Origin of the sequence: Mesorhizobium sp. B2-4-6 (assembly GCF_006442775.1) — a bacterium.
In the GTDB taxonomy this organism is placed as follows: domain Bacteria; phylum Pseudomonadota; class Alphaproteobacteria; order Rhizobiales; family Rhizobiaceae; genus Mesorhizobium.
This window is the reverse complement of sequence record NZ_VFVI01000003.1, coordinates 374,405-401,264: the sequence shown is the minus strand read 5'-3', so window position 1 is coordinate 401,264 and position 26,860 is coordinate 374,405. Positions and strand designations below refer to the sequence as shown.

The following is a 26,860-nucleotide window of genomic DNA, read 5'->3' as shown; positions in this document are numbered from 1 at the left end:
TCGCGAGCGCGCAAACCCGTCGCCATTAACCTTCCCCATGGGCACGGACCAAGGTCGGTGTCGCAATTGCCGTCCCTCGCCTATAATCTTGCAAGCGGGTGGGTGAGCGGGGCCGATGTTTGGGAGATATTTCAAGCGACTTGCACGAGTCTGGAGCGGGCTCTCCCTGGCCTGGCAGTTCGTGATCGCGGGCGGCATCGGCCTTCTGGCGGTGATGCTCGTGGTCGGGCTGTGGGTGACATCGCAGATCCGTGACGGCGTCCTGCACAATTCCGCCGCCACCACCGCGCTCTATGTCGACAGCGTGATCGCACCCTTGCTGCCCGATATGCGCAAGAGCCAGGAGCTCGACGACACCGTCAAGCGGGCGCTGGACGAGACGCTCGGCCAAGGCGCGCTCGGGAAACGGCTAGTGTCGTTCAAACTATGGCGGCGGGATGGCACGATCCTCTACTCGAAGGACGCGAGCCTTATTGGCATGCATATCAAGCCCAACGCCAATCTCATCGCCGCTTTCGCCGGCGATATCATGGTCAAATACAACAGGCTCGAGGACGAGGAAGATGACAAGGAGCGGTCGATGGGCGTTCCGCTGCTGGAAATCTACAACCCGGTGCGCGAGCCCTGGTCGGGCGAGGTCGTCGCCGTGACCGAATTCTACGAATTGTCCGGCGACTTCGAGGAATCGCTGCACTCCGCCCTATTGTGGACGTGGCTGGTGGTGGCGGCCGCCACCGCGGCGGCGCTGGCGCTGCTCTCCGGCATCGTTTTCCGCGGCAGCCGCACCATCGTCACCCAACAGGCTGCGCTCGAGGCCAAGGTTGCCGAATTGCAGGCGGCGCTGGCGCAGAATTCGTCGCTGCGCCAGCGCGTCCAGCGCGCCTCGCGCCGCGCCACCGCCATCAACGAGCGGTATCTGCGGCGTATCGGCGCCGACCTGCATGACGGGCCCGCGCAACTGGTGGCGCTCGCCGCGCTCAGGATGGACAGCCCGGTGCTGGTCGATCCGACCACATCGAGCGCGCTGCGCGAGGCCGAGATCGCCGGCATCCACAAGACGCTCGGCGAGGCGATGCGCGAGATACGCGGCATCTGCAACGGGCTGGTGTTGCCGCAGATCGAAACGCAGGCTATCGCCGACATTTTGCGGCTGGCGGTGGCCGAGCATGAGCGGCGCACCAGCACCAAAGTGTTGCTAACCCTGCCCGAGCGCTTGCCGGAACTCGGCACATCGGAAAAGATCAGCATCTATCGCTTCGTGCAGGAAGGCCTGAACAACGCCTTCCGCCACGGCAAGGGCAAGGGCCAGCAGGTCAGAGCCACGACGAAAGGCGGCAAATTCCTGGTCGAGGTGCTGGACACCGGCCCCGGCTTCGACCCGGCCCGAAGCGAGGGCCTTGGGCTTGCCGGCCTCAGGGAACGTATCGAAAGCATAGGCGGGCAGTTCGAAACGCTGACCGGCCCGGGAGGAACCAGGCTGGTGATCACCTTGTCTGTCGAGGAGCAACCGTGAGCACATCCATCCGCATCGCAATAGTCGACGACCACCCTCTGTTTCGCGAGGGCGTGGCGCGCAGCCTCGGCGAGATAGGCGGCTTCGAACTTGTGGGCGAAGGCGCCAGCGCCGAGGACGCCGAAAGGCTGGCGCGCGCCAGCACGCCCGATATTCTTCTGCTCGACATCAGCATGCCGGGCGGCGGCCTCAACGCGCTGGCCGGCATCCTTTCAGCGATGCCCGAGCAGAAGGTCGTCATGCTCACCGTGTCGGAGACCAACGCCGACGTCGCCCAGGCGCTGAAGGCCGGCGCGCGCGGCTATGTGCTGAAAGGCGTCGGCTCCAAGGCGCTGGCCGAGATCCTGCGCGACGTCGCCGGCGGCCAAAGCTACGTATCGCCGAGCCTCTCGGCGAGGCTGCTTTCCGACCTTTTGCAGCCCACCGGCAGCAAGCCCGATCCGCTCAGCCAACTCACCGGCCGCGAGGCCGAGATCCTGAAACTTGTCGCGGAGGGCCTCAGCAACAAAGAGGTCGCCGCCCGGCTGTCGCTGCAGGAGAAGACGGTCAAGCATCACATGACCAGGGTGCTCGCCAAGCTCAACGTGCGCAACCGCACCGAGGCGGCGCTGCTGATGCATGAGGCGAGGGAAAGGAATTGAGGAATTGAGGAATTGGGGAATTGAAGATTTGAAGAAGAAAGGGTTCCTCAATTCCCCAGATCTTCAGTTCTTCAATTCCTAAACCCTCACAGGTTCAGCAGGCGCGACAGATCCTCCTCCGTCGCCTGCCGTTCGATGATGGTGCGGCCTTGCGCGTCCTTCATCTCGAAACGGCCGTTCTGGACCTGCTCCTTCATGCCGTTGCGATGGATGACAGTAACCTTGTCGCCATCGATCGAGAGTGTGTCGCCGGTTGCAGCGTTGGTGTAGCTGTTCTTGCCGCCAGGATCGGTATTGCCCTTGCCGCTGTTGTTGCCCGGCCCGGCATTGGGGTTGCCGCCGCCGGCATTGCTGTTGCCGGAATTGCCGCCGGCATTGCTGTTCCCACTGTTGCCGCTATTGCCGGAATTCGAGCCGCCGGGCGAGCCGGAATTGCCGCCACCGCCGTTGCCGCCATTACCACCGTTCCCACCGCTATTGCCGTTGCCGGCATCGGCCGTGGCTACGGCAATCCTCGGTGTACCCTCAAAAATGACGTGCCAGGGCGCAACGGTCAGCGCCAGCGCGCTGGAGGCACGCAGTATGAACCAGCCTGTGCTGAATGCCCGGGTCGCTCTCATCAGCCTTAGTTGGGCGTAACCAATGGCGGCGCGTCGCCATTGTCCTCGCCCTGATCGTCATTGTCATCGGCAGTTTCGCCATGATCGTGTTCGGCGCCGTCGTCGCCGCCATCGTGATCATCACCCTGGCCATCGTGGTCGCCACCCTGACCGTCATGGTCGCCGCCGTCATGGTCGCCGCCGTCATGATCGCCACCATCGTGGTCGCCGCCGTCGTGACCGCCGCCACCGTCATGGCCGCCGTCGCCGCCACCACCATGGCCACCCTCGCCGCCGCCACCACCACCTTCGCCCTCTGCATAGGCGGCGGATGGAACCAACTTGGCGCCGTCGAGCGTCAGGTGATAAGGCGTGACGGTGAGCGCCAGCGCGGTCGAAGCGCGCAAGGCGAGCCAGACGAGCTTGCTGAAAGGAATGTTTTGCATCTTCTCTCCTCGTTCCGGTTCCATCTCGGCATGGCCGAAGTTCCGCTCGCGGCATAGCCGAGGCGGAACCGGTGTCTTGAAGAATTCATATCCGGCGGGGCGACGAAAGCGGCCCACGACCCATGCCCCGGCCAGTCGGACCATTTCCGGCGCCATGGCTGACCAATGTCGCAACGACAGGTTCTACCGCGCAAAAAATTACCCCCGCACGAAGGCGGGGGTAAGGTGAGTAGCCAAGTTCTACCGCAAGACGATCAGGACCGCAGAGACGAAGCAAAAGGTGGCAACCTGATTTTGCAGCGCTGACCTTCGGTCCCTTAAGATCTAATCCCGATAAAACCTCGCTCTCACAAACTCTGTCTCACAAATTCTTCAGGCGATTGAGATCGGCCATGGTGGCTTTTCGGTCGACGATGGTGCGTCCGTACTTGTCTTCCATCCTGAACCGGCCGTTCTCGATCCTCTCCTTCATTCCATTGCGGTGCGTGACCTGGATTCTGTTGCGTGTGGCCTCGACCTTGTCGCCGGTTACAGCGTTGACGTGATTATCGACATCGGCGGCGCTTGCCGCGCTCGCGCTGCTGTTGCCATTGTCGCTGTTGCCGCCACTATTGCCGTTGCTGTTTCCGCTGTTCCCGTTGCCGTTACCGTTGTTTCCGCCGCCGCTGTTGCCGCCGCCGCCGCCACCTTTGCCGGCATAGGCCTTGGTCACGACGAGACCATCGGTGGAGAAACTGAGAGGTGTGACGACAAACGCCAACGCAGCCAGCGCTGGCAAGACTAGCCTGCAGCCCCCGCGCGATGCGCGCATTCCGTTCTCCCCATGCCAGCCCTTCAGCCCGTCGGCCGAACTACCCCACCGGCAATGTCGCAGCATAAGCATCCCCAATCAGCAAGGCATAAGGAAGTGGCCCACGACCCTTGTCTTGTCCACTCGGACCTATTGCAAATCTTTCATAGGACCTAAGTCTTATTTCAACCGCTGGATGCGGTCGGACATTGCCGCCGCCGAGGTGTTCGGAAGATGGATTCAGGCCGGCAAAGGCATCGGCCGCCGTGCCGCAACTGCCGTGCCGAAAGCGGCGGCAATGACGGCGGCGACGCCAGCGCATTGCAAAAGGTCGAGCTTCTCATGCAGAAACAGAAAGCCGGTCAGCGCGCCACCCGCCGGCTCCAAGCAGACCAGCATGCCGTAGACCTTGGCCGGCATACGGACGAGCACCAGCATTTCCAGATAGAAAGGCAGCGCGCTGGAGAACAGGCCGACCACGGCGGCGCCCGCCATGATGTGCGGGTCGCTGAGATAGGGCTGCGCGACGTTGAAGCCGAAGGGCAGCGCCAGCACGGCGGCGATCGCCATGCCATAGGCGGAGGTGCGCACGCCGAGCTCGGCGCCGGCCTTCTGCGCGAAGATGATATAGAGCCCCCAGCAGGCGCCGGCCGCCAGCGCCAGCGCCACGCCTGTCGGATCGAGCCCGCGGCTGATACCGGCAAAGGGCGACAAAAGCACGATGCCGACGACGGCCAGCGCCACCCAGACAAGGTCGAGCAGGCGCCTGGAGCCGAGCGTGGCGACGAACAGCGGCCCGGTGAATTCGAGCGCCACGCAGACGCCGAGCGGAATGCGCTGGAGCGCGGCATAGAACAACATGTTCATGGCGCAGACGGTGATGCCGTAAGCGGCGAGCCAGGGCAGGTTTTTGCGCGAGGGCAGCACTTTCCAGGGCCTCAGCACCGCCGCCAGCATCAGCGCGCCAATGGCGAGCCTCAGCATGGTCGTGCCTTCCGGGCCCAGAACCGGGAACAGCCCCTTGGCAAAGGCGGCGCCGACCTGCACGGAAAGCATCGCGCCGAGCAGGCCAAGCACCGGCATGGCGCCGACAGGGGCCTGTTGGTTAGCTTCCTGTGCTGCGGTCAATCCTGGCTCCATCCCTGGTTTGGATATGGAGATAGGGCGCGGGCGCCACGCTGTCGTGAGGCAGCGGGAGGCGGATCGATGGGGCAAGGGGAGCGAGGCTTGTCGCCTTCGCCGTTCCAGGGCGGAGCAAGGAACGAAGCGACGCGCGCAGACTCGAGGATCCATGCCGTTACGCTAAAGCGTTGCAATGATTGTAGAATTCTCCACGGCCGAACTCCGTGGCAAGGTCACGGAATGGATCCTCGGGTCAAGCCCGAGGATGACAAGCGTCAGGGCACGCCCCCTCCCCGATCCGCTGCGCGGATCGGCCTACCCCATCAACTCACCCCGCCATGGCGAGCGGCGCGGCGCTCTTGTTGGGGATCTGGATGTCGATCTCCAGCGTCGACATGGTGGCGCCGCGATCCATCGAGACCTGGAGGTAGTCCTGGTCGATCTGCACATGCCTTGCGATGACCGCCATGATCTCCTCGCGCAGGATGGAGACGAGATCCGGCTGGCCGCGGCTCTGGCGCTCATAGGCGAGCAGCAGCTGCAGCCGCTCGCGCGCTACCGGCGCGCTGGTGCGCCGCTTGAAGAGATCGAGGATGCTCATGCGGCCCTCCTTCCGAGAAGCCGGTCGAGGAAGCCCTTGCGTTCGAAGGGGACGACCACCGGCAGGTCCTCGCCTTCCAGGCGTCTTGCCGCTTCGAGATAAGCCTTTGCGGCACCATTGAGCGGTTCCGAGAGCGTGACGGGCGAGCCGAGATTGGAGGCCCGCAGCACATCCTGGCTTTCCGGGATGATGCCGAGCAGCGGCGTGGAGAGGATCTCCAGCACGTCGTCGATCGACAACATCTCGCCGCGCGAAGCGCGCGCCGCGTCGTAGCGCGTGACCAGCACGTGCTTTTGCACCAGTTCGCCCTGCTCGGCCTTCATGGTGCGGGCGTCGAGCAGGCCGATGATGCGGTCGGAGTCGCGCACCGACGACACTTCCGGGTTGGTGACGATGACCGCCTCGTCGGCGAAGCGCATGGCGAGCTGGGCGCCGCGCTCGATGCCGGCAGGGCTGTCGCAGAAGACGTAGTCGAACACAGAACGCAGCCGGGCGATGACTTCGGCCACGCCCTCTTCGGTCAGCGCGTCCTTGTCACGCGTCTGCGAGGCGGGCAGCAGATAGAGCGTCTCCAGCCGCTTGTCGCGGATCAGCGCCTGCGACAGCTTCGCCGAGCCCTGAATGACGTTGACGAGGTCGAACACCACGCGGCGCTCGGCACCCATGATGAGGTCGAGGTTCCTCAGGCCGACGTCGAAATCGACCAGCGCCACCTTCTTGCCGGTCTTGGCCACGGCAGCGCCGAGCGCGGCCGTCGAGGTCGTCTTGCCGACGCCCCCCTTGCCCGATGTGACCACGACTACCTTGCCCATATATCCAGCCTCCATTGGCGGTTTTTATTCTCTGGCCGTGCGCGGCACGGCGGACTCGTTAATAACTTTGGCACGCGAAACCGGTCTGAAGCTTGCGGCCTGAAAACTCAGCCGAGCGGCACCACGCACAGCGCATCGTTGTCGAGGAAGGCCTGCACGGCCTTGCCGCGCGAGACGCCCTCCATCTCCTCGGCCGTGGTGTACCAGCCGTCGACGGCGAGCAGCTCGGCCTCGTTCTTGCGGCAGAAGATGCGCGCCGAAATATTGCCTTCGGAACCCGCGATCGCGCGGCCGCGCAAGGTGCCATAGACGTGGATCGAGCCGCCGGCGACAATTTCCGAGCCGGACGCGACCGAGCCCAGCACGATCACGTCGCCATGCGGATGGAAGACCGACTGCCCGGAGCGGATCGGCGCCTTGATCATCAAAGTGCCGGCCGAAGGCGCCGGAACAGCGCCCTGCCCGGGCTTTTCCGCTTCTGCCTGGGCCGGCTCGATCCTGACTGCTTCCAGCCTCGCCAGCTCGGGGTCGACCGGTTCATCGCCGGACATCTCGATAGGAGAAACTTCCGCCTGCGCCACCTCCGTGGCCAACTGGGTCATCTGGATAGCCTGCACCCGCTCCCCTGCGGCGGTCATTTCGAGTTCTTCCGCTCGCGCCTTGCGGGCTGCCCGGCCGAGCAGTCCCTCGGCGGTCGCCTCCTTGGCGCCGGCGAGCAGAGGCGGCAAATCAGGCCCGAGTTCGGCGCCGTCCAGTTCGATGGCGTAGACGCGGATGCCGCGCGAGCCGAGCACGCCGACGAGGGCGACGATCTCCTCCGGCCCAGGCTGCAGGGCGTTCAAATCCAGCACCACCGGGCGCCCGTTGAAATAGCCCGGCGAGTTGGCGATCCAGTGATCCAATCCCTCCAGCCAGTCGGCGATCGGCGCCTCCGGCGTCAGCGTGAAAGCGACGAAGGAACGGGCGCGAAAGCGGATCGATTTGTTGTGCAAAGGGGCGGCGAAGGTCACGTCCAAGCGAATCCTTACTCAATGGTTAAAGGGTGCCGGGGCAATGGTTAACAAAAGGTTAATTTTGGGGATCGGAGGCGTTAACAGCTGACGCGGCTAAGTTCTGTGGCAGCGCGGTCACAGCGCCGGCCGTGGAGCCGCCAATGAGCTGAGCCCGATCGGCCAAGCATGTGAAGCGCCTGATGTACGAAGCGATGTGCGCGGACCATCCTCTTGCCCGAGACCTTCCACTTTCAGGAAGCGAGACGGGCATGGGCGCCGATCGGGAAAGCAGCACGCGAGCAGGCAAGACGGGTGCTGCCATGGCGGCGCTGATGCTGCTTGCAGCACCAGCCGACTGGCACGGACGCATACCGGACGAGCAGCATAGACCAATGGCTGACGACCGACGACGCCGACAAGGTGGTCAGCGCGATGAGCGCCAAGGGCATGATGCCGGCGACTACCGACTGCCGGTTCGCCGACACCACGCCTGGCAAGGTGGCCTACCGCTCGAAATTCACCTGGAAACGCGCCCCGGCCAACACCCGCTACCACTGGGAAGTCGGCGACCCGACCTATCTCGCGAGCAAGGATGTCGCATCCAGCAGGGTTGGGCTGCGCCGGACGTTCGCGAAGACGTGCGGGACCCGGCCACGGGGCAGAAGGTGGGGTGCTCGATCTGAACCAGTTGAGGCAGGGAAACGGGTGCGCTGGTCGAGCCATCACTGCCATCAAGTAGTGCAAATTTGTCGACGAGTTGTTCTGATTGGTGCCCGCAACATGAGGAGCCAGCCGACGCTCAAATGTGACAAGAGAGTCTGGCGCCGACCGTGCGCGCGCGATATCGAATATACGCATGTACGCCCGCCACCTTTCCGACCTTCTACACCGTCAACTAGCTGAGCCGAGAGAGTTTGAAGATACCATCAAACGCTTCGAGGCAATGCGCGGCTATGGCCTGTTGCCACGCGGGCGCCAAAATGCTGGCGTCCGACTATCTAATCAACAGATTGCGAGCGCCGTGTTGGGATTTGTACCGACCCAGCCTAGTTGGGCGGGGCATGTGTCGCTCGTTCTTGGCTCGCTATGCGCTGTTGGTGGGCCACCAGCTTCAATCCAGGGCACTACAACCCTGTTAGATTCCATTGCGGCGGTTCTGGCGAGCGATGAAGCTTGCAATGCTGTTGTCGCATTCTCATTCATAACCGCACATAAACAAAGCGGCGATGAATATTATGCGAAGGCTATCATCGAGGAGAGCACGAAACGAAGGACGGTTTCGTACGTTTCTCACATGGCGGTCGCTTCCCTTCGTGAGGGGGCGGAACTGGCCTACGATCACGATAGGATTGCCTCTCCGTCCGCTCGTCAACTGGTACTAGGGCGTGACTTCTTTAGCAAACTCCGTAAAGATGTAACTATTTCGCGGCATCTCGATCTGCCGCTGAAGGCCGATTGGCGTGAGTATGAGACGGAAGAGGAAAAAGATAAATTCCACCGGCGCTTGGGCGCAAAGGCTAATTCGCGATTCCTGAATCTCGGCGTCGATACGCAAGTTACCTGGCCGAAAGAGCCAACTCGGGTACAGTTCGCAGGCTATAATTTTGTGATGTTTCCTCGAACGAAAGAAACCTCACATTCGATCAGTATCGATCTGAACAACGAGCACCTTTCATCTGAAGACGCCAGGACCCTTATCAGCCGTTTCCTGAGCTTGCTAAGCTGGTGCGACGATAGCCATGCGGTGCTAAAGGATGGCTGGTTGGGGAATCCGGTACCGGTCCCTGTCCCACGGTCCGAGAGTGCGTTTTCCACGACACTCCATTGGCTTTTCAATCGATCTATTCCCAAAGATTCAGAATTGCTTCAACGCCTGGCATACTACAGAGAGGGGCTCAATGCCCAGCAGGCGGGACTAGTTACGTTCGAAGTATTGAGCTTCTTCAAGGTATTTGAAAGGCGAGTTCGATCAAAGCCGGGCGAACCAAATCCGACAAAGGCTTGGATCAGGGATGTTTTTGATAAAGTCTCGATTTCACTAGATAAAAAAATACTTGAGCGTTTCAACGCCGACCGCGATGGAAAAGAGGTCGAAAAGTATGTTTTTGACAATTGCCGCGTGGCAATTGCCCACACATCGGACTCATTTCCGTCCGATGCTGATGCATCTCCGGAGATTCGACGCCTCTATTCAGCTGCTGAAGTTATTCGCGAACTTGCCCGTTACTTTATAAATACTGAGTACGGTCTATCTAAATTTCACTCCCATGAGGATTGATATATCTTTTCTGATCTGTTTTTGCCAATTTATACACCAACCGCTTTAATCCGAATTGGTATGACGTTCTTTGTAGATAATTGGTGAAGGACGCGCTTCGCTGCTATCATAGTTGTTCCCCGACGCTGATTCCTAAGCTTATATAGGCGACAGCATAACCACGCTCATAAGCGAGTGGTTATGCAGTGATGCGTTGGGGGAGCAGCTTTGACATTGACTGAATTCCTACTGGCAACAGCGCCAATATCGCGCCGGCTTAGTTTGGTTCATTGCACTACGGTCGGCAGCGGCCTTAACCTACTAGACCATGGGAATCTGAAACCGACCCGGTGCCCAGTTTACAAAACAGACCTCCTCTATCTTTTCTATGGCCGACCAGCTTACAAACCCGCCGCCGGTGTGGGCGCCAGTGGTATTCTGGACCTTGCGCCTATTTGTCTCGTGCTTGACCCGACCCTAATTGATTCGGCGGTACGGGTTGTTCCGTTCGATAGTGGTGGTTTTGCGCGCTATGAAGCGCTGATTGGCCCCAACCTCAAGCGATCCGATTTCGAACTGAATGGAGACCCAAGCCTTCCTCTGCGGCTTGTGAAAGCATTCTATCAAACGAATAGAAATTACTACGATCAAGCGCCTACTGTACGAGAATCGGACCTTCCACCTTCGCGGCGCACGGCACGCGCGTTAGCTCGCTTGATCAACGATCCTGCTATTCGAAACATTGATGACCGCTGCGGCGCAATTGAGTTGCAATTCTCGACGGCGATCCCCCTAGCAGATGCACTGCAGGCCATCGTAGCCCCCTCAGCGATGCTCGATGATTCCGACGTGTTGCAAGCGCTTGCACGTTGCCCTGGTGCGGTTCCGATCCCCTACAAGACATATGGTCGGTTTGAACCATTGGGCTTCGCAAATACGATCTACGAAAGAGTCGATAGCTTTCTTGAACGCAAGGGGAGCTTCGCATGACGTCTCAGGTTAATCTAATTGGCTATGCCGATACGGTTGGAATGGATTTAGGCTTTTTAGTTCCGGTGTTTGACCGACGCCCGTCGAACGCATTGCTCGTCCAACGCTTATCTAGCAGCGGTAAGATTATTGATTTCGAAGCAGTCGATAACATCGACTCGAACTTAGTTTACATCGACCGAAAAGTAGTCAAGGAAGGTGAGGATGCGATATGGGCATTCTCCTTTTCCAAAGGGGACATTATTGCTGGCCGCAACACGGAATTTCGGGACGATCTAATGAAGCGAATTAACGATCCAGCATTGGCTGATCGTCCGTTTCTCTCGATTGAAATTGCTGAATTTCTGGATATGCCTAAGCGCCGCCTGTCCTTGGCTAGAAAGGCGCTCAGAAGCTTAAGTAAGCTTGATACGAAGGCCGCTAGGACATGGATGGATTTATCCATTCTTACGACGGATTTGCGGCGCGCACTTTCCCGTATTAGCCCGCAATACACAGTGGCCGTAAAGCGGTTAGTTGCCACCGTCGATGATGATCGTGTCCGACTTCGGGGGATTGCGCCAGGCCTTAGCAACGAATCTATCCATCAGATCGCGAATGTAACGCGCCAAGTGTTAGAGGACCTAAGTTCCCTCTATCAGTCAGGATCGGGGAGATGGGATATCCGCATTGTCCAGCGTGATCCCAAACGCGAGAGTCCGACGGCCGAGGCTGTTGTTTGGCTCTCCGATCGCTCAGATATCGGAGCGCAACCCTATCTTGCAGATCGTTCTTTATGGCGCATTGATGCTTATCGCCCCGATGAGATAGAAGATTTCAAAGCTGCAGCCCTTTCGCGTGATGTCCCTGCGTTTGTGGTCTTCCGTGGTGAAAGCCTCCGCACCATTCAAGAAATTGAAGATGCGCTCAGATCAAAGGCAACGAGCATCCAGCTAATCCCGCAGAGCCGTTTCAAGGTAGCCACCTATGACAGTTTGTTCGATAGGTCAGCAGAGTCGCCTCGAGTTTGCGTTCCTATGGGTGGCTTTATGGGGACTAGGGTACCGGATTCGACGACGAGCAGAATCGTTCGGCAGGTAATCGCAGCGACCTTGGCGATCAACGGCTACAGCAGAAGACTCGAAACAGGAGAAAAATTTCTCTTCTTTCGAACAACTGGTACTGGGACCACTCCTTCAACCGACGCATGGGCAACTCTCTACGATCGGGCGTTTGCCGTGGGTCTTTCTGCTGCGAGTGCATATACTTTGGCGAGCCTCGGCGAACCGCGTAACGACGAAGATAACGGCACGGTACACGATCTATTATTTCCAAATTCACACCATCTAAGAGACCCTCGTGTCGACTCGGCAATGAAACACGCGAGAGCGCACGCAGCTATCTTGCTCGCAGCGAAGCCTAGGGACCGAGAAGATTGGACAGCACACGTCAGAGCAGTCAGAGGCGTGCTTTCCCGGCGCGGATGGCGCCCCAAGGATGGGAACGACGAATATGAGTTAAACCTAGAAGCGGAAGATTCAAGCAAACAATATCTGTTACGAGCACGTTCAGAACCGGTGGATGGAAAACCTTCCTGGGATCCCTCCGAACTTATGCGAAGCGATCTTCAATCTATCAACACATTTTCTTTTACAGAGGATGGAAATACTCCAAATATTTTAGCTCGCCTTTATCGGCACGGGGAGCTTGTCGTAAATATGCGTGATATATGTGGCTCGGAAGCGACCGGTGGAGTTTGGTCGATTCTGGCTGCACAATTGCGTCGTTTGACAAGTGGCCAAATGAACCGCGCCCGTTCGCACTTCATGGCCATGCTTATCAATTGTGCCTTCCGACATGGGCATGTAACTCTTCAGGAAGCCGGCGTGATTGGAGAAGCGATTGACGGTCCAAGTCTCGGGAATGAAATACAGCTAATGTGGAGTCGTGTTCGCCAAACTCGGGGGGAGACGCGCGCTTCGGTTCGTCTATTGGCTGGACTGTCGAACCCATTTCATCAGCCAGGACATGATCTCATCCCGCCGTTCTCGATAGCTCTTGGTGCTCGCGGCGTTCATGTCTTCGGTGACGATGTATCTTGACCAGCGACTTGGTATTGCAGTCTATTGGAACAATCGTGCTTTCGCTCGCCCAGTCGCGACACGAACTCTTCACTGGTGCGATATCTTGACTACTTCCCCCCGGAATCTCATCCCACTCGTCCCCCTCCGTTCTGCCTGCCGACGCCAACAAGACCGTCGATGCCATGGCGGCGAAAGGCATGATGCCGGCGACCATCGACTGCCGGTTCGCCGACACACGCCTGGCAAGGTGGCCTACCGCTCGAAATTCACCTGGAAACGCGCCCCGGCCAACACCCGCTACCACTGGGAAGTCGGCGACCCGACCTATCTCGCGAGCAAGGATGTCGCATCCGGCAGGACTGGCCCGCGGCGGGTGTTTGCGAAGACCGTGCGGGATGCGGCGAGCGGGCAGAAGGTCGGGTGCTCGATCTGGGCGAGCAGTAATTAGGGAAGCGAATTGTGCCGGCCGGCGACGGACACGGCTACGATTTCCCGACTTTAAGCGCCTTCGCCTCTCTAACGAGGGACGGCCAATTCAAACCGACAAAACGGATGAGTTCGAGCGCCTGAGCTTCGGTGATGCCCGTCTGATGCATCAGCCTTTTGACGATGTCGTCAAATGTAGGCTGGCCGTTATCGTTCGCCATAAGGTATCCCCTTGGTATTCAATGGCTCTCATTTGTAACGGTTCCACTGGCCAGACAGGAAACAAAGGCGCAGAGTACGATCTCGCTGGTGCGGCGAGGACAGTCCGGCTTGACCTCTTGCTAAGTGGGTCGGGCTGTCCAGGAGACTGTCCTTGGCTGCATCACGCGAACGGAGCTTTGCCTGCAACTGGTTCCGCACCAACTGCCTGACGTCGTACCACTCGACCCTATCTCCCATTCCCTCCGACAGTCCCACAACAAACAGTGGTTGCTATGTTGCGCGCCCCGGCCTAAGCGCAGTGATGGCAAATGAAAAATTCGACCAGCCGGTAACGATCATCGCTGATCCGGCCGGGGGGCAGGAGACAATCGGCGACGCGGCCGCCTGCCTGGACTTCCTGCTCAGAAGATGGCGCGGCAAACGCAGCGAAAAGCATCGAGCGGCCATTCAGGCCTGCGCGGATACGAATAGTGGGCGCCGTCCGGCCTCATTCGCGCGAAAGGCGTTCATAGTCGCCGCCCGCGAGGCCGCTATTCTGGTGACCTCCTAAGACTCCTCGCGCGACCTGAAATTCCTGCTTTCAATATCGATGATGTCGCCGCAATTTTCGCACTCCATCTGGGTGTGAGTGCGAATCCAGCCGACGCGTGTTTTGGCCTGGTGGTGGCACCGAGGGCATTCGACATCGATTTCGAAGTGGTCGGACTCTCGCTTTGTCATCGCAGTCCCAAGGCTGGCCTGACGCGGCCTCATCCGTTGTCAGTATTCCGCTCCCGCTCGTTTTCCTGCTCCACTACCTTGCCTTTCACCTCTTTGGCAGCGAGCTTCGCCTCTTTCTTTGCCGCTTTCGCCTGATCGCGCTTGCTGCGCTCGTATCGATAGTTGGGCTTCATCGCCATGGCATTTCTCCCGCTGGATCATTGTACGGCTTGGATTTGGGTACGCCCGGGGTCGCAACCGGTCATAGGATAGAAGGGCCAAACGAAAGGTGGCGGAATATCAAATCAGGCGATTGCGGTCTGCGATCTCGCGCGCCCGCCTGATTGTCCCGTCGGTGTCCGCGAGTTTGCGCCGTGCTGCCTCGTCCTTCCTGATCGTCAGCCGCACTGACATGACATCCGAGTGCCTCACGACCGGCTTGATCGCGACCGGCGGCGCCTCGGGGGTTTTCATCGAACGCATCGGCGTTGTCCTTTCACGTAAGACGACAGCCAGGGGGTGAGGACTGCCAGCCGCCGCATCGCTTGCCTGCATGCTCGTTCTTTCGATATCGCCTCCCCGCCTATCGGAAACCGGTGGAGGTCAAGGTGTAGGAGTTCCGCCGCTCGCGCGCATAAGCTTTGCTTGCGGCGTCTTGGATGGAACTGCGCAACGCGTCGAATGCCGAAAGGTACGCGTTCTCGGCAGTTTCTCTGCCGCCAGGATGGTCGCCAAATGTGCCTAATGCCTCTACTTCGACGAAAAAGCGGACCTGGAACATACCGTCATGCCCAATGAAGCATACGGCGTTCCGCGTCTCGTCGAAACTTCGGCTGGGATTTGGAAAGGCAAGCGTCATGTCTGATCTGCCCGCATTTCGGTATGCTCAAGAGCCAACCGGATCCCATTCCATTCCTTTCGGCCCTCGGCATTGCGACGATTGAGATCCAACATTTTTCTCGTCGCAAACGCATGGGTAAGACCGACCATCGGAACGCCGTCGACATAGGCGGGAATTCCCGTGAAGACGTGGTAGACGGTCCAGGAATGATCAAATTCGACGCGGCGACCATATTGGAGGTCGCTGAAGTCATGGCCCAAGATGCCGCCGTTATATCGCGAGCCGCCGAATACGGCATTTTGAATCCGCTCGATTTCGTCGTTGGAGATGGTTCTGTTCATACCCGTCCTTCCCCGCCTCCCTGCGCGGCAATGATCTCCGAATAGAGGGCTGCGCCATCGGCTTCGGAGATCGTGACGGCGTCCGGCCATTGCGGCATATTCAGCGTCCCCGCCAAGAGCCGCGCGATCGCAATGGCGTTATCGAGATCGGCCGCCAGCGCCGTCTCGCGGCCGATGACGGCACGCGCGTCGTCGGCGACACGCGTGCGATAAAATTCGATCACGACCTTCATCGGGGTCCGCCGCGCCATCAGTCCTTGGCCTTCGCCTGGGCATTGATGACGGGGCACTCGACCTGGTTGCCAAACAGACTTTCCTGCTTCGGCTTCCTGCCCTCGCGGTTGGAACGCTTATGTGCCCTGGCCATGTCCGAACGTCCTTTCGATGAGGGCAATGCCATTGTCCGATGCCGGCGTCTCGACGCGCTCCAAACTGTCCTCGGTCACCACGCGCTCATGCGGTTCGCCGTCGCTGCGGATGCGGTATTGTGGGGAGCTTCCCTTTGGCGGCAGTGTGCCGGTGACACGATAGATTTCGTCAGTCTTCGGACCGGTGCCAACACCGCCCTTCAGCCGGACCGCTTGTCCGATGTCAAAAAGACGAGGGGGAGCCCCGTGCTGGATGGGGCGCGCGTTGCGTTGCAAGAGGGTTGTCATGATTGTCTCCGGTCCTCGACGAGGGCGGCCTCGAGCGTGGCCGGTTCGATCGGTACCATTTGCCGCGTGGACCCTTTTGCGGAGATCGCCGGCAGATGAATGAAGGCGGCCACGCGGCGCCATGCGCTGCGCGAAGCCCCTTCGAGGGATTCCTCGTCGAGATCGACGGGGTAGTCGTCGGGCGGCTGCGGCGCATCGAAGCCCGGCAGCATAAACGCCGCATTGAAGCGAACGACGGTCGGCGTGGTGCGAGTGGTCACTTGCGGCTTCCTGCGGAAACGCGCGCATGCGCCTTCCGCTTCAATTCCAGCCGAACCGCCGAAACGATGTCCGATGCTGCCAGTACATCCGTGGTCAACGCCGGCATCATTTCAGGGTTCAAACGAAGCGAGTTGCCGCGCCGGGAGCGGCGCAGTGCATTCGCTATCGAAAATTCAGAGGCGGATGGCGAGGCTTCACTGCGACGAAAGCCACCTCGACCAAATCAACGAATTTTATGTATGCACCCCAATTACGCTGCGAACAAGATGGCGGACGCTCTTTATTTTTCTTGGTTAAATAAAAAAGCGTCGCTTGGAGACTGAAAAACAAACAGAAATTGTTCTCATTCGCCCTGCTATTTTCCGAGCCTCGTAATTATTCCACCCGATATTTTTACGGAATCCAGCTGTTGATTTCGGCATTCCTATCTATCGCCCGCCAGGCCGTCTATAAAGACAGGCATCCTCGCCCTTGCCGACACAGGAAGAAGCACCCTTGAAATCCGCTCGCCCAAACAGCCGCGTTATCCGGCGCGCCGCTCCCGGCACCCGCCAGCACCTTGATATTCGAGGTCGTCTCCATGCCTGAACCGACGCCTCCGGCCTTCGGCAAATTCGGCGCCAAGGCGCCGGCCGCCGGCGTGGCGGAGCCAGTCAGGTCCAAGCGCCTGGAGCATGCGGCGACACGTGCGCTGGCGACTCTCGCTTCACACGGATCGCTCGCCTTGAAGCTGTATGTGATGCTTTGGATCGTCGCCTTGGCGGTGTCGGTATTTGTCATGGTGAAGGCCTGACAAGGCCGGCTCGTCGCATGAGGCGCAAACGAAAAGGAATGTGAGCATGGCAAACCGTTACGCGCTTCGAATGGACCGACCAAACAGCTGGACCGTCTTCGACATCTTCACCGGCCAACCTGCCGAGGTCGAGCAGAAGATCATGGTCGGCATCAGGACTCGCCGCGCCGAAAAGCTGGTTGTCGAACTGAACACCCAGGACGTCAAACGGCGGGAAGACGCTCGCAGGACACCCTGATCCCGCCAAGGCGGGTGACTCCCATGCTTCGCTGCATCTATAGGGTAAGAATTCCTGGATGGAGCCAGCCAGCGTGAGCGACGACAACGCCCTCATCACCTCCCTTCGCATCCCCTGCGCCACCTCGACCATCTGGGGCGCCGCCGAGCTCGCGTCGCACGATCCTGGCTTCGATGCCCGCAATTTCGACGCCTCGGCGCTGGTGCGGCCGCGCGATGTCGAGGGTGTCGCGGCGCTGATGAAATTCTGCGCGAAGCACGGCATCAGCCTTGTCCCGCAGGGCGGGCGCACGGGGCTGGCGGGCGGGGCGACGACGTCCGAGGGGCAGGTAATCTGCGACCTTGGCGGGCTGAACCGGATCGAGGAGATCGACCCGTTCGCGGGCGTGGCGATCGTGCAGGCGGGCGTGACGCTCGGCGCGCTGCGGGAGGCGGCAGCCCGGCATGGGCTGGATCCGGGCATCGACCTTGCCGCGCGCGGCAGCGCCACGATCGGCGGCATGGTTTCCACCAATGCCGGCGGCGTCATGGCGTTTCGCAATGGCACGATGCGCCACCGCGTGCTCGGCCTGGAAGCCGTGCTGCCGGACGGGCGGGTGTTTTGCGATCTCACCCGGGTGCTCAAGACCAGCGCCGGCTATGATTTGAAACATCTCTTCATCGGCGCGGAGGGCACGCTGGGCATCGTCACCCGCGTGGCGGTGCGGCTCGATCCGGTTGCCGGCGCCAGCGCCACCGCGCTCGTCGGCGTGCCGGATGCCGCCAGCGCGCAGCGCATCGTGCGGCATTTTCTGGGCTCGACCAGCGCCCGGCTCACCGGCGCCGAGATCCTGTGGCGCAATTTCGCTTCGCTCATGCAGCGGGCGCTGAACTATGCGCCAGGCAGCCTGCCGCTCGACGCGCCCTGCCTTCTGGTGCTCGGGCTCGGCGCCGACAGCATCGAGGCGGCGCGACAAGTGCTTGAGGACGGATTGGCGGCGGTCTGGGAAGAGGCCGGCATCATCGACGGGCTGGTGGCGAGCTCCGAGGCGCAAGCCGCCGCGATATGGCGGCTGCGCGAGGAGACGGAGCAGATCGAGCGCGCGCATCCCATGGCGCCCTCCTTCGATGTGTCCGTGCCGAGCGGCGCGCTGGATCAGTATGTGGCGCGCATCGAGGCGGGGCTGAAGACGCTCGACGCCTCTTACGCACCATACGTCTACGGCCATCTCGCCGACGGCAATCTGCACATCTCGATCAATTGCGACGGGTCGGTCTCGCATGACCGGCACGCGGCGATCGAGGACGTGCTTTACGAGGGTCTGCACGAGGCCGGCGGCTCGTTCTCGGCCGAGCACGGGGTCGGGCTGGAGAAGCGCGACGCCTATGAGCGGCACGCGGATCCGGTGAAGCGGGAATTGGCGAAGGCGATCAAGGAGATGATCGATCCGGGTAACGTGATGAATCCGGGGAAGGTCGTAGGGTGAGGTTGGCGGCCCTAGCCTTTCGGAGTGCGACTCTTCCCCTACTCGCACTGGCGGCGCGGACCGCCGTCGAAGGGCTGGTAGGAGTTGTCCTGCGGATCGTAGGAGCGGTAGCGGCTGAAGCAATAGTCTATGTGGTCGCCCGATACTGGGCGACCCGATGCCTGTTCCCGGGCGGCCTCTGCCTCGGGCGAAATCTCTTCCGGCGGGCCGCCATAGGTGGTGGCGTAGCCGTCGGCCGACGGGGCGTAGCCTTCCATCTCGGCCTGGTCGTCGCTCGTCCGGTCGTCAGGCATGGCGTTCTGACGAGCGCTCGCTGCTGTCTGCTCATTCTGGCCTGCGCCCGTCGAGGCGGTGCGGTCGTCGCCAGGATCGTAATAGGGTGAGACGCAGGGGCGCAGCTCGCCGCTGTAGGAGCGGTAGCTGTTTTCCGCCGGGCGGTAGCTGCGATAGCGGGTGGCGCACCATTGCAGATGGGCGACGGGCAATTGCTGCTGCGCCTGCCGATCGACCGTCGCCGGCTGTTGGGCCACGTCGGCATCGGGCGCGGGTTGGCCCGGGCCAGAGACGTCGGGCAATGGTTGCAGTGGCGGCGCCGCGGCAGGCGCCGTGGCCCCGCCAAGCGCCGTCGTCTGCGTTCCGCTGTCCGCCTTGGCCGGCTCGCCAGCCTTGGCGGGCGCAGCCACCACCTGTCGGGCGGGAATGCGTTGAAGGTTCTGTTCCTGCCGATCGACCGGCTGGGCGTCCTTCGTCCAGAGCTCGGAAACGCCGATCGCGGGCGTTGCCTGCCGCACCGGCTTGGCGGCGAGCAGCCAGGTGGCGAAGGCAAGCCCGCTGGCGAACACGGCCAGGGTCAGCACAAAGCCGCCGGCAATTCCCAACAAAGCCTTCACGCATCGCTCCTTCAGCCCCGCTCATAGAATGCAGGGCGCGGGATGGAGTTCCTTGTGCTGCGCAATGGGGGCCAAAGTCGGGCGGGCACGCGCGCAGTCGCCGGACGCCGGCAACGCAGATCGGGGCAGTCTAGACAACCACTTCCTTATACTCCCGCACCTTGCCGTCCTGGCCTGTGATCCGCCAGGTATCGCCGTCGCGGCCCTCGATATGGCTCGCCGCCAGCGCCACCTTGCCGCCGCCGTCCGGCAGGTCGATGACATAGGTCGGGTTGCAGATGCCGGAGAGGCGCAGGCGCAGTTCGGCGACCAGCGCCTGGCCTTCGGCAATCGTGGTGCGGCGGTGCGCCATGCCGCGCGCGAGGTCGCCGTGGTGCAGGTAATAGGGTTTTACGCCCAGCCGGTACATCAGTTCGCGGCAGAGCTCCTCCAGCACCTCGACTTTGTCGTTGACGCCTTTCAGGAGAACGCTCTGGTTGAGCAGCACGAAGCCAGCCTGCCGCATCGTGCGGCAAGCGGCTTCGGCCGCATCGGTGATCTCGCGCGCATGGTTGAAGTGGGTCACCACCGTTACCATCAGCCGGCCTTGCAATGCCTTGACCAGGCCGGACGTGATGCGCGACGGCAGCGCCACGGGCACGCGGGTGTGGATACGCAGCAGCCTCAGATGCGGGACCGCCTCCAGGCGGGCGCGGATTTCGGCCAGCGCCTTGTCCGGCAGCGACAGCGGATCGCCGCCGGTCAGGATCACCTCGCGGATTTCCTTGTGCCCGGCGATGTAGGCCAGCGCCGGCTCCAGCGCCTCGTTTGTGTAGCCGCGGCCGATCGAGGTCAGCGACTCTTTCCTGAAGCAGAAGCGGCAATAGACCGCGCATTGATAGGTGGGGAACAGAAGCACGCGGTCGGCATGGCGGTGCGTCAGCCTGGGCACCGGGCTGAAGGCATGGTCGCCGATCGGATCGTCGAGCTCGCCTTCGGCGGCGACCAGTTCGTCGGGCGACGGTATCACCTGGGCGCGGATCGGATCGTTGGGGTCGTTCCAGTCGATCAGGTCGAGATAGGGTTTTGGCACGCGCACCTTGTGCGCGGCCGCGGCTTCCTGCGCGGCGGCGCGCTCGGCCGGCGAGAGCGGCAGGGACGCGAGGTCGCGGACATGGCGCACGCCGGCGCGGATATCGTCCTGCCAGGCGGCGGGAGCCGATTGTTTGAGGTCGGTGGTCATTGAAGTCCCGAGACAGATTTGCGCGGGGTATCGGCTGTATGGATCATAGGGTCAATGGTCGGCGTGATCGCGGGCCACTCTTCGGCGGCACCGCCAATGCTTCGTCATCCTCGGGCTTGACCCCAGGATGACGATGACGACACGCTGCGATCCTTCCCTCACCTTTCAAACTTCGCTATCGCCTCCGCCGTCACCGGGGTGAAGAAATTCACCAGATTGCCGTCGGGATCGCGAAACAGCAGCGAGCGGTTGCCCCATGGCATGGTGGTGGGCGCCTGTACAAGCGCGCCGCCCAGGCTCTCGGAAAGCCTGCCGTACTCTTCGTCGACGTCGGCGACGCGGAACTCGATGATCGCAGTGCGATTTGATGCCGGGCTTGCCATGTGGTCGCCGCCGAAGAGCTGAAGCGTGCGCGTGCTGCCGATCGCCAGCGTGCCGGCCGCGGTGACGAGCTCGGCGAAATCCTCGGTGTAGAGCGTGAGCTTGATGCCCGTGACCGTCTCGTAGAAGGCGACGAGCCGCTTGACGTCGGCGGTGATGATGCGGGTCGAAACGAAATTCATCTGGTCTTCTCCGTGGACTGGCCGACGAAGAAATCCTCGCGGCTGGACGCGCCCGTTCAGGCACCCCGCCCCGACTTGTGGACCAGGCCTGCTGCCACCATAGTGGCAACAGGAGATATGCCTTGCGCCGCGCCGACAGACTGTTCCAGATCATCCAGATCCTGCGGCGCTCGAGCCGGCCGATCACCGCCGGCCAGATCGCCGAAGAGCTCGAAATCTCGCGCCGCTCGGTCTATCGCGACATCGCCGACCTCATCGGGCAGCGCGTGCCGATCCAGGGCGAGGCCGGCCTAGGCTATGTGCTCGACCGCGATTACGACATGCCGCCGCTGATGCTGACGCCGGACGAACTGGAGGCGGCAGTGCTCGGCGCGCAATGGGTGGCCGACAAGGGCGATGCGGCGCTGGCGGGCGCGGCGCGCGACCTGATCGCCAAAATCGCCACCGTCGTGCCCGAGCGGCTGCGCCCTTTCGTCAGCAATCCAACCGTCGGCGCGCCGCTCAGCCGCGCGAGCCTGCCCGACGGGCTGGATATTTCGCGGGCGCGGGCCTCCATCCGCAACGGCCACAAGATCCGGATCCGCTACCGCAGCGAACAGGGCGAAGAGAGCGAGCGCGTCGTCTGGCCGACCATGATCGGCTATGCCGAAACGGTGCGGCTGCTCGCCGCCTGGTGCGAGCTGCGCCAGGATTTCCGCCATTTCCGCACCGACCGGATATCCGCCGCGACTTTTCTCGACGAGCGCATCGGCTGCCGGCCGGCTGAGCTGCGCGGCCGCTGGAAGCGGCACATGGAAGCGCAGGGAATTCAACTGCCGCAAGGCTAGCTGGCCACTAACTTGCTGATCGCAAGGCTTTGAGCGGCGAAAGCTTGCGTTCCTCCGCGCAACCGTCGTCGCCTGCCTCACTCTCGACTTTCGCCGCAATCGACCCGCGCCCTCTTTTCATGCAATCTCGCCCAGCGGCGATCATGGGGAGATGATCCGCCGCAGAGGGAGGATTGCCATGACCAAGACGCAAGCGCTGCCGCGCTATGAGGATGCCGTTGCGCAATTCCGCATCGAGGACGAGATCGCGCGCCTTCATGGCGACCCGGCCACCGGCATCAACGCCTATGTCGAATGCTGCGGTCGCTACACGGGCGAGAGCCGGCTGGCGCTCCGCGCGATCTCGGTCGGCGGGGAATTGCGCGAATATTCCTTCGACGACCTCGCCGACATGTCCGGCCGCGTCGGCACAATGCTGAAGGAGCTTGGCGTACGGCCCGGCGATGTCGTCGCGGGCATGCTGCCGCGCATACCCGAGCTGGTGGCGTTGATCCTCGGCGCATGGCGCGTGGGCGCGGTCTACCAGCCCTTGTTCACTGCTTTCGGGCCGAAGGCGGTCGAGCATCGCCTGAATTACAGCAAGGCGAAGCTGGTGGTGACCAATCCCGCCAACCGCGCCAAGCTCGACGAAGTGGAGAACCGTCCGCGCGTCGCCACCATCCTTGGCCGCGGCGACACGCTGCCCGCCGACGACATCGATTTCCGTGCGGCGCTCGCGACCGCCTCCCCCGACTGCGAGCCCATGATGCGTAAGGGCCCGGACCTGTTCATGATGATGTCGACCTCCGGCACCACCGGGCACCCGAAGGGCGTGCCGGTGCCGCTTAGCGCGCTCACTGCCTTCGGCGCCTATATGCGCGACGCGATCGGGCTCACGCCCGACGACATCTTCTGGAACATCGCCGATCCCGGCTGGGCCTATGGGCTCTACTATGCCATCACGGGGCCGTTGCAGCTCGGCATCGCCACCACCTTCTACGAAGGCGCCTTCAACGCCAAATCGACTTACGACATCATCGAACGTCTAGGCATCACCAGCCTTGCCGGCTCGCCGACGGCTTATCGCCTGCTGATGGCGGAAGGCCCCGAAGCCGCGTCCCGCGTCAAGGGCAGGCTGCGCGTGGTGAGCAGCGCCGCCGAGCCACTCAACCCGGAAGTGATCCGCTGGTTCGACGCCAACCTCGCGGCGCCGATCCACGACCATTACGGCCAGACCGAGAACGGCATGATGGTCAACAACCATCACGGGCTTAAGCATCTTGTTCGCGCGGGCTCGGCCGGTTTCGCCATGCCGGGCTATCGCATGGTGGTGCTGGATGACGAAGGCAACGAGCTCGGCCCTAACCAGCCCGGCGTGCTCGCGGTCGATATCGCCAGATCGCCGCTGCGCTGGTTCGGCGGCTACCACGAGGCAGAGACGCCGGCGATCATTGGCGGCTATTACCGCACCGGCGACACGGTGGAATATGAGCCGGACGGCTCAGTCTCCTTCATCGGCCGGGCCGACGACGTCATCACCTCGTCCGGCTACCGCATCGGGCCGTTCGATGTCGAAAGCGCGCTGATAGAACATCCGGCGGTGAACGAGGCGGCGGTGGTCGGCGTGCCCGATCCGCAGCGCACCGAGATCGTCAAGGCCTTCGTGGTGCTGGCGCCCGCCTTCAAGGGTAGCGAGGCGCTCGCCGAAGAACTTGCCCAGCATGTGAAGAAGCGGCTGTCGGCGCATTCCTATCCGCGCGAAGTCGAGTTCGTCAGCGAACTGCCGAAGACGCCAAGCGGCAAGATCCAGCGGTTCCTGCTGCGGAAGGCCGAGGTGGAGAAGCGCAAAGCGGAATAAAGATTTGCCGCTGCCACGATTTCCGCCACGCAAAAGCCGCCAAGTCGGGCGATGGCTCGCAAGGGCTCTTGATGGCTTACCTTGGGGTGCAGCATGCGGTTGGTCTTAACGCTTCTCTTTGCACTGGCGGGCAGCACGGCGCTCGCCGCCTCGCCGGAAGACGATTACGTCGCGGCGCGCGACAAGGCGATTGCCGACATCACCGCGCAGGAAAGCGCGAACACCGCAATCGAAACCATCGATGCCCAGAACGAGAAGGCGCTGGCCGACCTGCAACAGCGTCTCGCCGCCATTCTCGGCCCGCTTTCGGTCAAGGATTTTCCGGCGACCGGCACTATTAACGTTCAAAGCCTCAACGCCTCCGATATCGGCTACGGCATGCTGGACGGGCTGCGATATGCGCAGAGCGACGATGGCCCAAGCATCGTGGCCTCGACGCGCGGGCTGACCGAGCGCTGGCTCAAGTCCAAATCGGCCGAAGCGGAAGCGGATTTCAAGCTGCCCGCCGACATTGGCGCGGCATTGAAGCTCGACAGTTTCTACACCCAGGCCATCGGCAGCGACGCGGCATTCTCCGGCACGCTCGACTTTTCGCTGAAGAAGCCCGACGGCGCCGATGCGGTGGTCGCCCGGCTCGGTGGCTGGACCCAGGATGTCGGACCGATCTACGACCAGCATGTCGTCGTGGCGGTCGTGAAGGGCGATCGCGTGCTGATTGCGGAAACGCCCGCCTTGCCCGCCGTGCCGAAGATCGCGGCCTGCGATTCGCTGTGGGCAGCCGCCGACGCCGCTGCGCAGAAAGCCCAGCAGGCCGACCAGGGCTCGGACCAGGACGACCCGCAGGCTTCCGATCCCGCCAACGCCGCCTGGGAAAAGGGCGACGCCGATTACCGCGCCTGCATGGCCCAGCGCCTGCCCGGCGATCCGTCCTTCCCGGCCCTGCTCAAGCAGGCACAGGACCTAGCCGACGGCATGGCCGGGAAATAGTCCGCCAGGGCAATTCCAGGAAAGCACAGCGGCTTTCCATGTGGAATTGCGTCAAACCAAGGAGATAGAGCGGGTCGGCGCTGTCGAAGCCGAACCGCTCGAGCCCTCAGCCTCCGTTCGCCCGCATGTTGCGTCGGGAAACACGCCGCGCGGCGGGGCGCGCCGTTTCCGCGATAATCCCATTGGCCTGAGGCTGGGCATCCTTGCGCGACCTTGCGTCGGTCACCCGATGCAGCCGCTCGTAAGGCAGCAATTCCCGGATGCGGGCATTGAGCGCTTCGACCTCCGCGTGCAGATCCTCGCATTCCTGCTTCTGGATATCGAGTTGGATCTGCTCGGACGCCTGCTGCAGCGAAAGCTGTGAGAGATTGGTGCTGACCGCGGACAGGTTCTTCTTGTCGGCTTCGCTCTCGTCCTTGAGAACGGCGAGCCTTTCCTCCGCGATCTGGCGTTCGGTGACGGCATCGCTCAACTGCGCCTTGAGCCTGGCGATCTCGGCCGTGGCTTCGCCATTGTCGATCGAGACCTGATCCAGACGCGACTGCAGTTCCTGTATCTCGGAACGCAAACCGCGCATTTCTGCCTGGCCGCGCGTCAATTCGGCGGCACTGTCGCTTTCGGCGATCCGCGCCATCTCGGCTGTTTCGGCAAGCTTGGCCTGCGTTGCCTCCAACGTCTTCTGCAGCCGGGTTTCTTCCTTTTCGTGATTGCCGAGTTGAGCCATCAGCTCGGCAATATGGGCGGTTTGGCTGGCGTGGGTTGCCGCGAACTCGTCGAACTTGTGCCGGGCCTCCGCCTCGCGCTTTTGCGCCTGCTCCAGATCGACCGAGAGGCCGACCTGCTTTTCGCGCAGCAGCTTGTTCTCGGCGCCGCGTCTGTCGAGTTCTACCGTTTTGGCCGCCAGAGCCTTGGCGATCTCGCCGAACTCCGCCTCGCGCCTGGTGCTGTCATTGCCCATCTCCACCAGCTCCAGGCGCACGGCCGCAAGCGCTGAGCGCAGTTGCTCCCGGTCCTGGACGAGGCTCACCTCGCGCTGCTGCCACACCTCGGCCGCGCCGTCGCGTTCGCGCTGCCTGCGGGCGGCGTCAAGCAATTGTTCTGAAAGCGTTTTGTGTTCCGCGGTGAGAGCGAGGTTTGCCAGCTCCAGCTCGTTCGAGCGCAGCACATCGCGATGGAAGACGTTGAGGACTTCGCGCGTCATATGATGCGCGGTGGCGATCTCGGCGAGTTTCGCCTCGATCTCCTGCAGATGGCCCTGGCCATCCCGGAAAAGCCCTGCGACCGCCTCCAACGCAGCGAGCCGCGTCTGGGTATGCGGCGTCAGCCGCGACGGAGTTGCGTCGGGTTGCTCTTCGGGCGGCGGATTCTCGTCGCTCGCCACCAGTTCCTGGCCGGCAACGGCACCGTCCTCTGACGGGGGTTGTTCATCATCCTTAAGAACGTCCTCGAATGCTTCCGCCAGATCCGATTGGAGTTCCTGAAATTCCTTATCGACGTCCTCGGCCCGCTTGATCAGAGACTTGAAATTCATCACTGCACATCCCTTACGACGACACACCGTTACGCTCGCCCCCGGCGTACTTAACGAATTGCTAATCTATCCCTTTACCTTCCGTTCGGGAAGCCTGTGCAAAGGAAACCAGAATTAAGGTTATCGCCGGTCCCAACCTTATGCGGTTCCACCCTAGGTGATCCCTTCTTCCGCTCCTAACATATGTTAGTTTTCACTCTGGGCAGGCGCTGGAAGCATGCGCAGCAAAAGGGAA

33 protein-coding genes are annotated in these 26,860 nt (G+C 61.8%); 13 read left to right on the top strand and 20 right to left on the bottom strand.

Annotated features, from left to right (window positions below):
- Positions 1 to 115: 115 nt before the first annotated feature.
- Together FJ957_RS12025 and FJ957_RS12020 are read left to right on the top strand one after the other, a co-directional pair.
- On the top strand, positions 116 to 1,513 hold the full coding sequence (locus FJ957_RS12025; RefSeq protein WP_140831566.1) for a sensor histidine kinase: 1,398 nt from the start codon (positions 116 to 118) through the stop codon (positions 1,511 to 1,513).
- The gene (locus tag FJ957_RS12020; protein WP_140831564.1) at positions 1,510 to 2,154 is read left to right on the top strand and encodes a response regulator transcription factor; all 645 of its coding nucleotides are present in this window, start codon (positions 1,510 to 1,512) and stop codon (positions 2,152 to 2,154) included. Before FJ957_RS12025 ends, FJ957_RS12020 begins: the two co-directional genes overlap by 4 nt.
- Before the next feature lie 86 nt (positions 2,155 to 2,240).
- Here the strand turns inward: FJ957_RS12020 and FJ957_RS12015 are convergent, their stop codons facing one another.
- The 8 genes from FJ957_RS12015 to FJ957_RS11980 form a co-directional block, all read right to left on the bottom strand.
- On the bottom strand, positions 2,241 to 2,774 hold the full coding sequence (locus FJ957_RS12015) for a hypothetical protein (protein ID WP_140831562.1): 534 nt from the start codon (positions 2,772 to 2,774) through the stop codon (positions 2,241 to 2,243).
- Positions 2,775 to 2,779: 5 nt separating this feature from the next.
- Positions 2,780 to 3,199, bottom strand: coding sequence for a hypothetical protein (locus tag FJ957_RS31805; RefSeq protein WP_181180546.1), 420 nt, complete (start codon positions 3,197 to 3,199; stop codon positions 2,780 to 2,782).
- 361 nt (positions 3,200 to 3,560) lie between these two features.
- Positions 3,561 to 4,010, bottom strand: a complete 450-nt coding sequence (locus FJ957_RS12005) for a hypothetical protein (RefSeq protein ID WP_140831560.1) — start codon at positions 4,008 to 4,010, stop codon at positions 3,561 to 3,563.
- 219 nt (positions 4,011 to 4,229) lie between these two features.
- A complete protein-coding gene (locus FJ957_RS12000) occupies positions 4,230 to 5,117 on the bottom strand; it encodes a DMT family transporter (protein WP_246685815.1) in 888 nt (295 codons plus the stop codon).
- 322 nt (positions 5,118 to 5,439) lie between these two features.
- Positions 5,440 to 5,712, bottom strand: a complete 273-nt coding sequence (gene minE, locus FJ957_RS11995; RefSeq protein WP_140644955.1) for a cell division topological specificity factor MinE — start codon at positions 5,710 to 5,712, stop codon at positions 5,440 to 5,442.
- Positions 5,709 to 6,524, bottom strand: coding sequence for a septum site-determining protein MinD (gene minD, locus FJ957_RS11990; protein ID WP_140644956.1), 816 nt, complete (start codon positions 6,522 to 6,524; stop codon positions 5,709 to 5,711). The genes minE and minD overlap by 4 nt, the downstream gene beginning before the upstream one ends.
- Positions 6,525 to 6,631: 107 nt before the next feature.
- Positions 6,632 to 7,534: a septum site-determining protein MinC gene (gene minC / locus FJ957_RS11985; RefSeq protein WP_140831556.1), complete on the bottom strand. Its 903-nt coding sequence runs from the start codon at positions 7,532 to 7,534 to the stop codon at positions 6,632 to 6,634.
- A 233-nt stretch (positions 7,535 to 7,767) separates the two neighbouring features.
- Positions 7,768 to 8,013 (bottom strand): hypothetical protein, encoded by a 246-nt coding sequence (locus FJ957_RS11980; protein ID WP_140831554.1) that lies wholly within the window; start codon positions 8,011 to 8,013, stop codon positions 7,768 to 7,770.
- Positions 8,014 to 8,372: 359 nt separating this feature from the next.
- Here FJ957_RS11980 and mauJ point away from each other — a divergent pair, with 359 nt between their 5' ends.
- From mauJ to FJ957_RS11965, 3 genes are all read left to right on the top strand, one after another.
- Positions 8,373 to 9,794, top strand: a complete 1,422-nt coding sequence (gene mauJ / locus FJ957_RS11975; RefSeq protein WP_140831552.1) for a methylamine utilization protein MauJ — start codon at positions 8,373 to 8,375, stop codon at positions 9,792 to 9,794.
- A 207-nt stretch (positions 9,795 to 10,001) separates the two neighbouring features.
- The gene (locus FJ957_RS11970; RefSeq protein WP_140831550.1) at positions 10,002 to 10,763 is read left to right on the top strand and encodes a hypothetical protein; all 762 of its coding nucleotides are present in this window, start codon (positions 10,002 to 10,004) and stop codon (positions 10,761 to 10,763) included.
- On the top strand, positions 10,760 to 12,844 hold the full coding sequence (locus tag FJ957_RS11965) for a hypothetical protein (RefSeq protein ID WP_140831548.1): 2,085 nt from the start codon (positions 10,760 to 10,762) through the stop codon (positions 12,842 to 12,844). The genes FJ957_RS11970 and FJ957_RS11965 overlap by 4 nt, the downstream gene beginning before the upstream one ends.
- 464 nt (positions 12,845 to 13,308) lie before the next feature.
- On the opposite strand, the gene FJ957_RS31800 is transcribed toward FJ957_RS11965, so the two are convergent.
- Complete coding sequence (locus FJ957_RS31800; protein WP_181177518.1) at positions 13,309 to 13,473, bottom strand: hypothetical protein; 165 nt, start codon at positions 13,471 to 13,473, stop codon at positions 13,309 to 13,311.
- Positions 13,474 to 13,625: 152 nt separating this feature from the next.
- On the opposite strand from FJ957_RS31800, the gene FJ957_RS32185 reads away from it, so the two are divergent.
- Positions 13,626 to 14,024: a DUF982 domain-containing protein gene (locus tag FJ957_RS32185; RefSeq protein ID WP_246685814.1), complete on the top strand. Its 399-nt coding sequence runs from the start codon at positions 13,626 to 13,628 to the stop codon at positions 14,022 to 14,024.
- Between the two features lie 199 nt (positions 14,025 to 14,223).
- On the opposite strand, the gene FJ957_RS31795 is transcribed toward FJ957_RS32185, so the two are convergent.
- The 7 genes from FJ957_RS31795 to FJ957_RS11930 all read right to left on the bottom strand — a co-directional run bounded on the left by FJ957_RS31795 (position 14,224) and on the right by FJ957_RS11930 (position 16,271).
- On the bottom strand, positions 14,224 to 14,373 hold the full coding sequence (locus FJ957_RS31795) for a hypothetical protein (protein ID WP_181170404.1): 150 nt from the start codon (positions 14,371 to 14,373) through the stop codon (positions 14,224 to 14,226).
- Between the two features lie 100 nt (positions 14,374 to 14,473).
- Complete coding sequence (locus tag FJ957_RS11955) at positions 14,474 to 14,656, bottom strand: hypothetical protein (RefSeq protein ID WP_140831546.1); 183 nt, start codon at positions 14,654 to 14,656, stop codon at positions 14,474 to 14,476.
- Positions 14,657 to 14,756: 100 nt separating this feature from the next.
- Positions 14,757 to 15,032: a DUF1488 domain-containing protein gene (locus FJ957_RS11950; protein WP_140644962.1), complete on the bottom strand. Its 276-nt coding sequence runs from the start codon at positions 15,030 to 15,032 to the stop codon at positions 14,757 to 14,759.
- Positions 15,029 to 15,355, bottom strand: a complete 327-nt coding sequence (locus tag FJ957_RS11945; protein ID WP_140831544.1) for a hypothetical protein — start codon at positions 15,353 to 15,355, stop codon at positions 15,029 to 15,031. Before FJ957_RS11945 ends, FJ957_RS11950 begins: the two co-directional genes overlap by 4 nt.
- Positions 15,352 to 15,588: a hypothetical protein gene (locus FJ957_RS11940; protein WP_140831543.1), complete on the bottom strand. Its 237-nt coding sequence runs from the start codon at positions 15,586 to 15,588 to the stop codon at positions 15,352 to 15,354. The genes FJ957_RS11945 and FJ957_RS11940 overlap by 4 nt, the downstream gene beginning before the upstream one ends.
- A 117-nt stretch (positions 15,589 to 15,705) precedes the next feature.
- Complete coding sequence (locus tag FJ957_RS11935; RefSeq protein ID WP_140684738.1) at positions 15,706 to 16,011, bottom strand: hypothetical protein; 306 nt, start codon at positions 16,009 to 16,011, stop codon at positions 15,706 to 15,708.
- Positions 16,008 to 16,271 (bottom strand): hypothetical protein, encoded by a 264-nt coding sequence (locus tag FJ957_RS11930; protein WP_140831541.1) that lies wholly within the window; start codon positions 16,269 to 16,271, stop codon positions 16,008 to 16,010. Before FJ957_RS11930 ends, FJ957_RS11935 begins: the two co-directional genes overlap by 4 nt.
- Here FJ957_RS11930 and FJ957_RS11925 point away from each other — a divergent pair, their 5' ends adjacent.
- From FJ957_RS11925 to FJ957_RS11910, 4 genes are all read left to right on the top strand, one after another.
- Positions 16,272 to 16,595 carry a hypothetical protein gene (locus FJ957_RS11925; RefSeq protein WP_140831539.1) on the top strand — a complete coding sequence of 108 codons (324 nt, stop codon included), beginning with the start codon at positions 16,272 to 16,274 and terminating at the stop codon, positions 16,593 to 16,595.
- 257 nt (positions 16,596 to 16,852) lie between these two features.
- Positions 16,853 to 17,065: a hypothetical protein gene (locus FJ957_RS11920; RefSeq protein WP_140831537.1), complete on the top strand. Its 213-nt coding sequence runs from the start codon at positions 16,853 to 16,855 to the stop codon at positions 17,063 to 17,065.
- A gap of 46 nt (positions 17,066 to 17,111) precedes the next feature.
- On the top strand, positions 17,112 to 17,303 hold the full coding sequence (locus FJ957_RS11915) for a hypothetical protein (protein ID WP_140831535.1): 192 nt from the start codon (positions 17,112 to 17,114) through the stop codon (positions 17,301 to 17,303).
- Between the two features lie 73 nt (positions 17,304 to 17,376).
- On the top strand, positions 17,377 to 18,768 hold the full coding sequence (locus FJ957_RS11910) for an FAD-binding oxidoreductase (RefSeq protein ID WP_181180545.1): 1,392 nt from the start codon (positions 17,377 to 17,379) through the stop codon (positions 18,766 to 18,768).
- Positions 18,769 to 18,806: 38 nt separating this feature from the next.
- Here the strand turns inward: FJ957_RS11910 and FJ957_RS11905 are convergent, their stop codons facing one another.
- The 3 genes from FJ957_RS11905 to FJ957_RS11895 all read right to left on the bottom strand — a co-directional run bounded on the left by FJ957_RS11905 (position 18,807) and on the right by FJ957_RS11895 (position 21,443).
- On the bottom strand, positions 18,807 to 19,658 hold the full coding sequence (locus FJ957_RS11905) for a BA14K family protein (protein ID WP_140831531.1): 852 nt from the start codon (positions 19,656 to 19,658) through the stop codon (positions 18,807 to 18,809).
- 130 nt (positions 19,659 to 19,788) lie between these two features.
- Positions 19,789 to 20,880 carry a KamA family radical SAM protein gene (locus tag FJ957_RS11900; protein WP_140831529.1) on the bottom strand — a complete coding sequence of 364 codons (1,092 nt, stop codon included), beginning with the start codon at positions 20,878 to 20,880 and terminating at the stop codon, positions 19,789 to 19,791.
- A gap of 158 nt (positions 20,881 to 21,038) precedes the next feature.
- Positions 21,039 to 21,443: a VOC family protein gene (locus FJ957_RS11895; RefSeq protein ID WP_140831527.1), complete on the bottom strand. Its 405-nt coding sequence runs from the start codon at positions 21,441 to 21,443 to the stop codon at positions 21,039 to 21,041.
- Positions 21,444 to 21,565: 122 nt separating this feature from the next.
- Here FJ957_RS11895 and FJ957_RS11890 point away from each other — a divergent pair, with 122 nt between their 5' ends.
- From FJ957_RS11890 to FJ957_RS11880, 3 genes are all read left to right on the top strand, one after another.
- Entirely contained in the window at positions 21,566 to 22,270 is a 705-nt protein-coding gene (locus FJ957_RS11890; protein ID WP_140831525.1) for a YafY family protein, read from the top strand.
- A gap of 178 nt (positions 22,271 to 22,448) precedes the next feature.
- Positions 22,449 to 24,107, top strand: a complete 1,659-nt coding sequence (locus FJ957_RS11885) for an acyl-CoA synthetase (RefSeq protein WP_140831523.1) — start codon at positions 22,449 to 22,451, stop codon at positions 24,105 to 24,107.
- Between the two features lie 93 nt (positions 24,108 to 24,200).
- A complete protein-coding gene (locus tag FJ957_RS11880; protein WP_140831521.1) occupies positions 24,201 to 25,094 on the top strand; it encodes a hypothetical protein in 894 nt (297 codons plus the stop codon).
- A 106-nt stretch (positions 25,095 to 25,200) separates the two neighbouring features.
- Here FJ957_RS11880 and FJ957_RS11875 read toward each other — a convergent pair whose 3' ends face one another.
- On the bottom strand, positions 25,201 to 26,625 hold the full coding sequence (locus FJ957_RS11875) for a hypothetical protein (protein ID WP_140831519.1): 1,425 nt from the start codon (positions 26,623 to 26,625) through the stop codon (positions 25,201 to 25,203).
- Positions 26,626 to 26,860: the final 235 nt, after the last annotated feature.

Bases quoted from the DNA above. Each gene is read 5' to 3' on its own strand.
- FJ957_RS12025 (WP_140831566.1), top strand. From the start codon at position 116: ATGTTTGGGAGATATTTCAAGCGACTTGCACGAGTCTGGAGCGGGCTC.
- FJ957_RS11880 (WP_140831521.1), top strand. From the start codon at position 24,201: ATGCGGTTGGTCTTAACGCTTCTCTTTGCACTGGCGGGCAGCACGGCG.
- FJ957_RS11950 (WP_140644962.1), bottom strand. From the start codon at position 15,032: ATGACGCTTGCCTTTCCAAATCCCAGCCGAAGTTTCGACGAGACGCGG.
- FJ957_RS11920 (WP_140831537.1), top strand. From the start codon at position 16,853: ATGCCTGAACCGACGCCTCCGGCCTTCGGCAAATTCGGCGCCAAGGCG.
- minE (WP_140644955.1), bottom strand. From the start codon at position 5,712: ATGAGCATCCTCGATCTCTTCAAGCGGCGCACCAGCGCGCCGGTAGCG.
- FJ957_RS11955 (WP_140831546.1), bottom strand. From the start codon at position 14,656: ATGCGTTCGATGAAAACCCCCGAGGCGCCGCCGGTCGCGATCAAGCCG.
- FJ957_RS31800 (WP_181177518.1), bottom strand. From the start codon at position 13,473: ATGGCGAACGATAACGGCCAGCCTACATTTGACGACATCGTCAAAAGG.
- FJ957_RS11935 (WP_140684738.1), bottom strand. From the start codon at position 16,011: ATGACAACCCTCTTGCAACGCAACGCGCGCCCCATCCAGCACGGGGCT.
- FJ957_RS11895 (WP_140831527.1), bottom strand. From the start codon at position 21,443: ATGAATTTCGTTTCGACCCGCATCATCACCGCCGACGTCAAGCGGCTC.
- mauJ (WP_140831552.1), top strand. From the start codon at position 8,373: ATGTACGCCCGCCACCTTTCCGACCTTCTACACCGTCAACTAGCTGAG.
- FJ957_RS12015 (WP_140831562.1), bottom strand. From the start codon at position 2,774: ATGAGAGCGACCCGGGCATTCAGCACAGGCTGGTTCATACTGCGTGCC.
- FJ957_RS12005 (WP_140831560.1), bottom strand. From the start codon at position 4,010: ATGCGCGCATCGCGCGGGGGCTGCAGGCTAGTCTTGCCAGCGCTGGCT.
- FJ957_RS31795 (WP_181170404.1), bottom strand. From the start codon at position 14,373: ATGGCGATGAAGCCCAACTATCGATACGAGCGCAGCAAGCGCGATCAG.
- FJ957_RS11945 (WP_140831544.1), bottom strand. From the start codon at position 15,355: ATGAACAGAACCATCTCCAACGACGAAATCGAGCGGATTCAAAATGCC.
- FJ957_RS11965 (WP_140831548.1), top strand. From the start codon at position 10,760: ATGACGTCTCAGGTTAATCTAATTGGCTATGCCGATACGGTTGGAATG.
- FJ957_RS11885 (WP_140831523.1), top strand. From the start codon at position 22,449: ATGACCAAGACGCAAGCGCTGCCGCGCTATGAGGATGCCGTTGCGCAA.
- FJ957_RS31805 (WP_181180546.1), bottom strand. From the start codon at position 3,199: ATGCAAAACATTCCTTTCAGCAAGCTCGTCTGGCTCGCCTTGCGCGCT.
- FJ957_RS11875 (WP_140831519.1), bottom strand. From the start codon at position 26,625: ATGAATTTCAAGTCTCTGATCAAGCGGGCCGAGGACGTCGATAAGGAA.
- FJ957_RS11900 (WP_140831529.1), bottom strand. From the start codon at position 20,880: ATGACCACCGACCTCAAACAATCGGCTCCCGCCGCCTGGCAGGACGAT.
- FJ957_RS11940 (WP_140831543.1), bottom strand. From the start codon at position 15,588: ATGAAGGTCGTGATCGAATTTTATCGCACGCGTGTCGCCGACGACGCG.
- minD (WP_140644956.1), bottom strand. From the start codon at position 6,524: ATGGGCAAGGTAGTCGTGGTCACATCGGGCAAGGGGGGCGTCGGCAAG.
- FJ957_RS11915 (WP_140831535.1), top strand. From the start codon at position 17,112: ATGGCAAACCGTTACGCGCTTCGAATGGACCGACCAAACAGCTGGACC.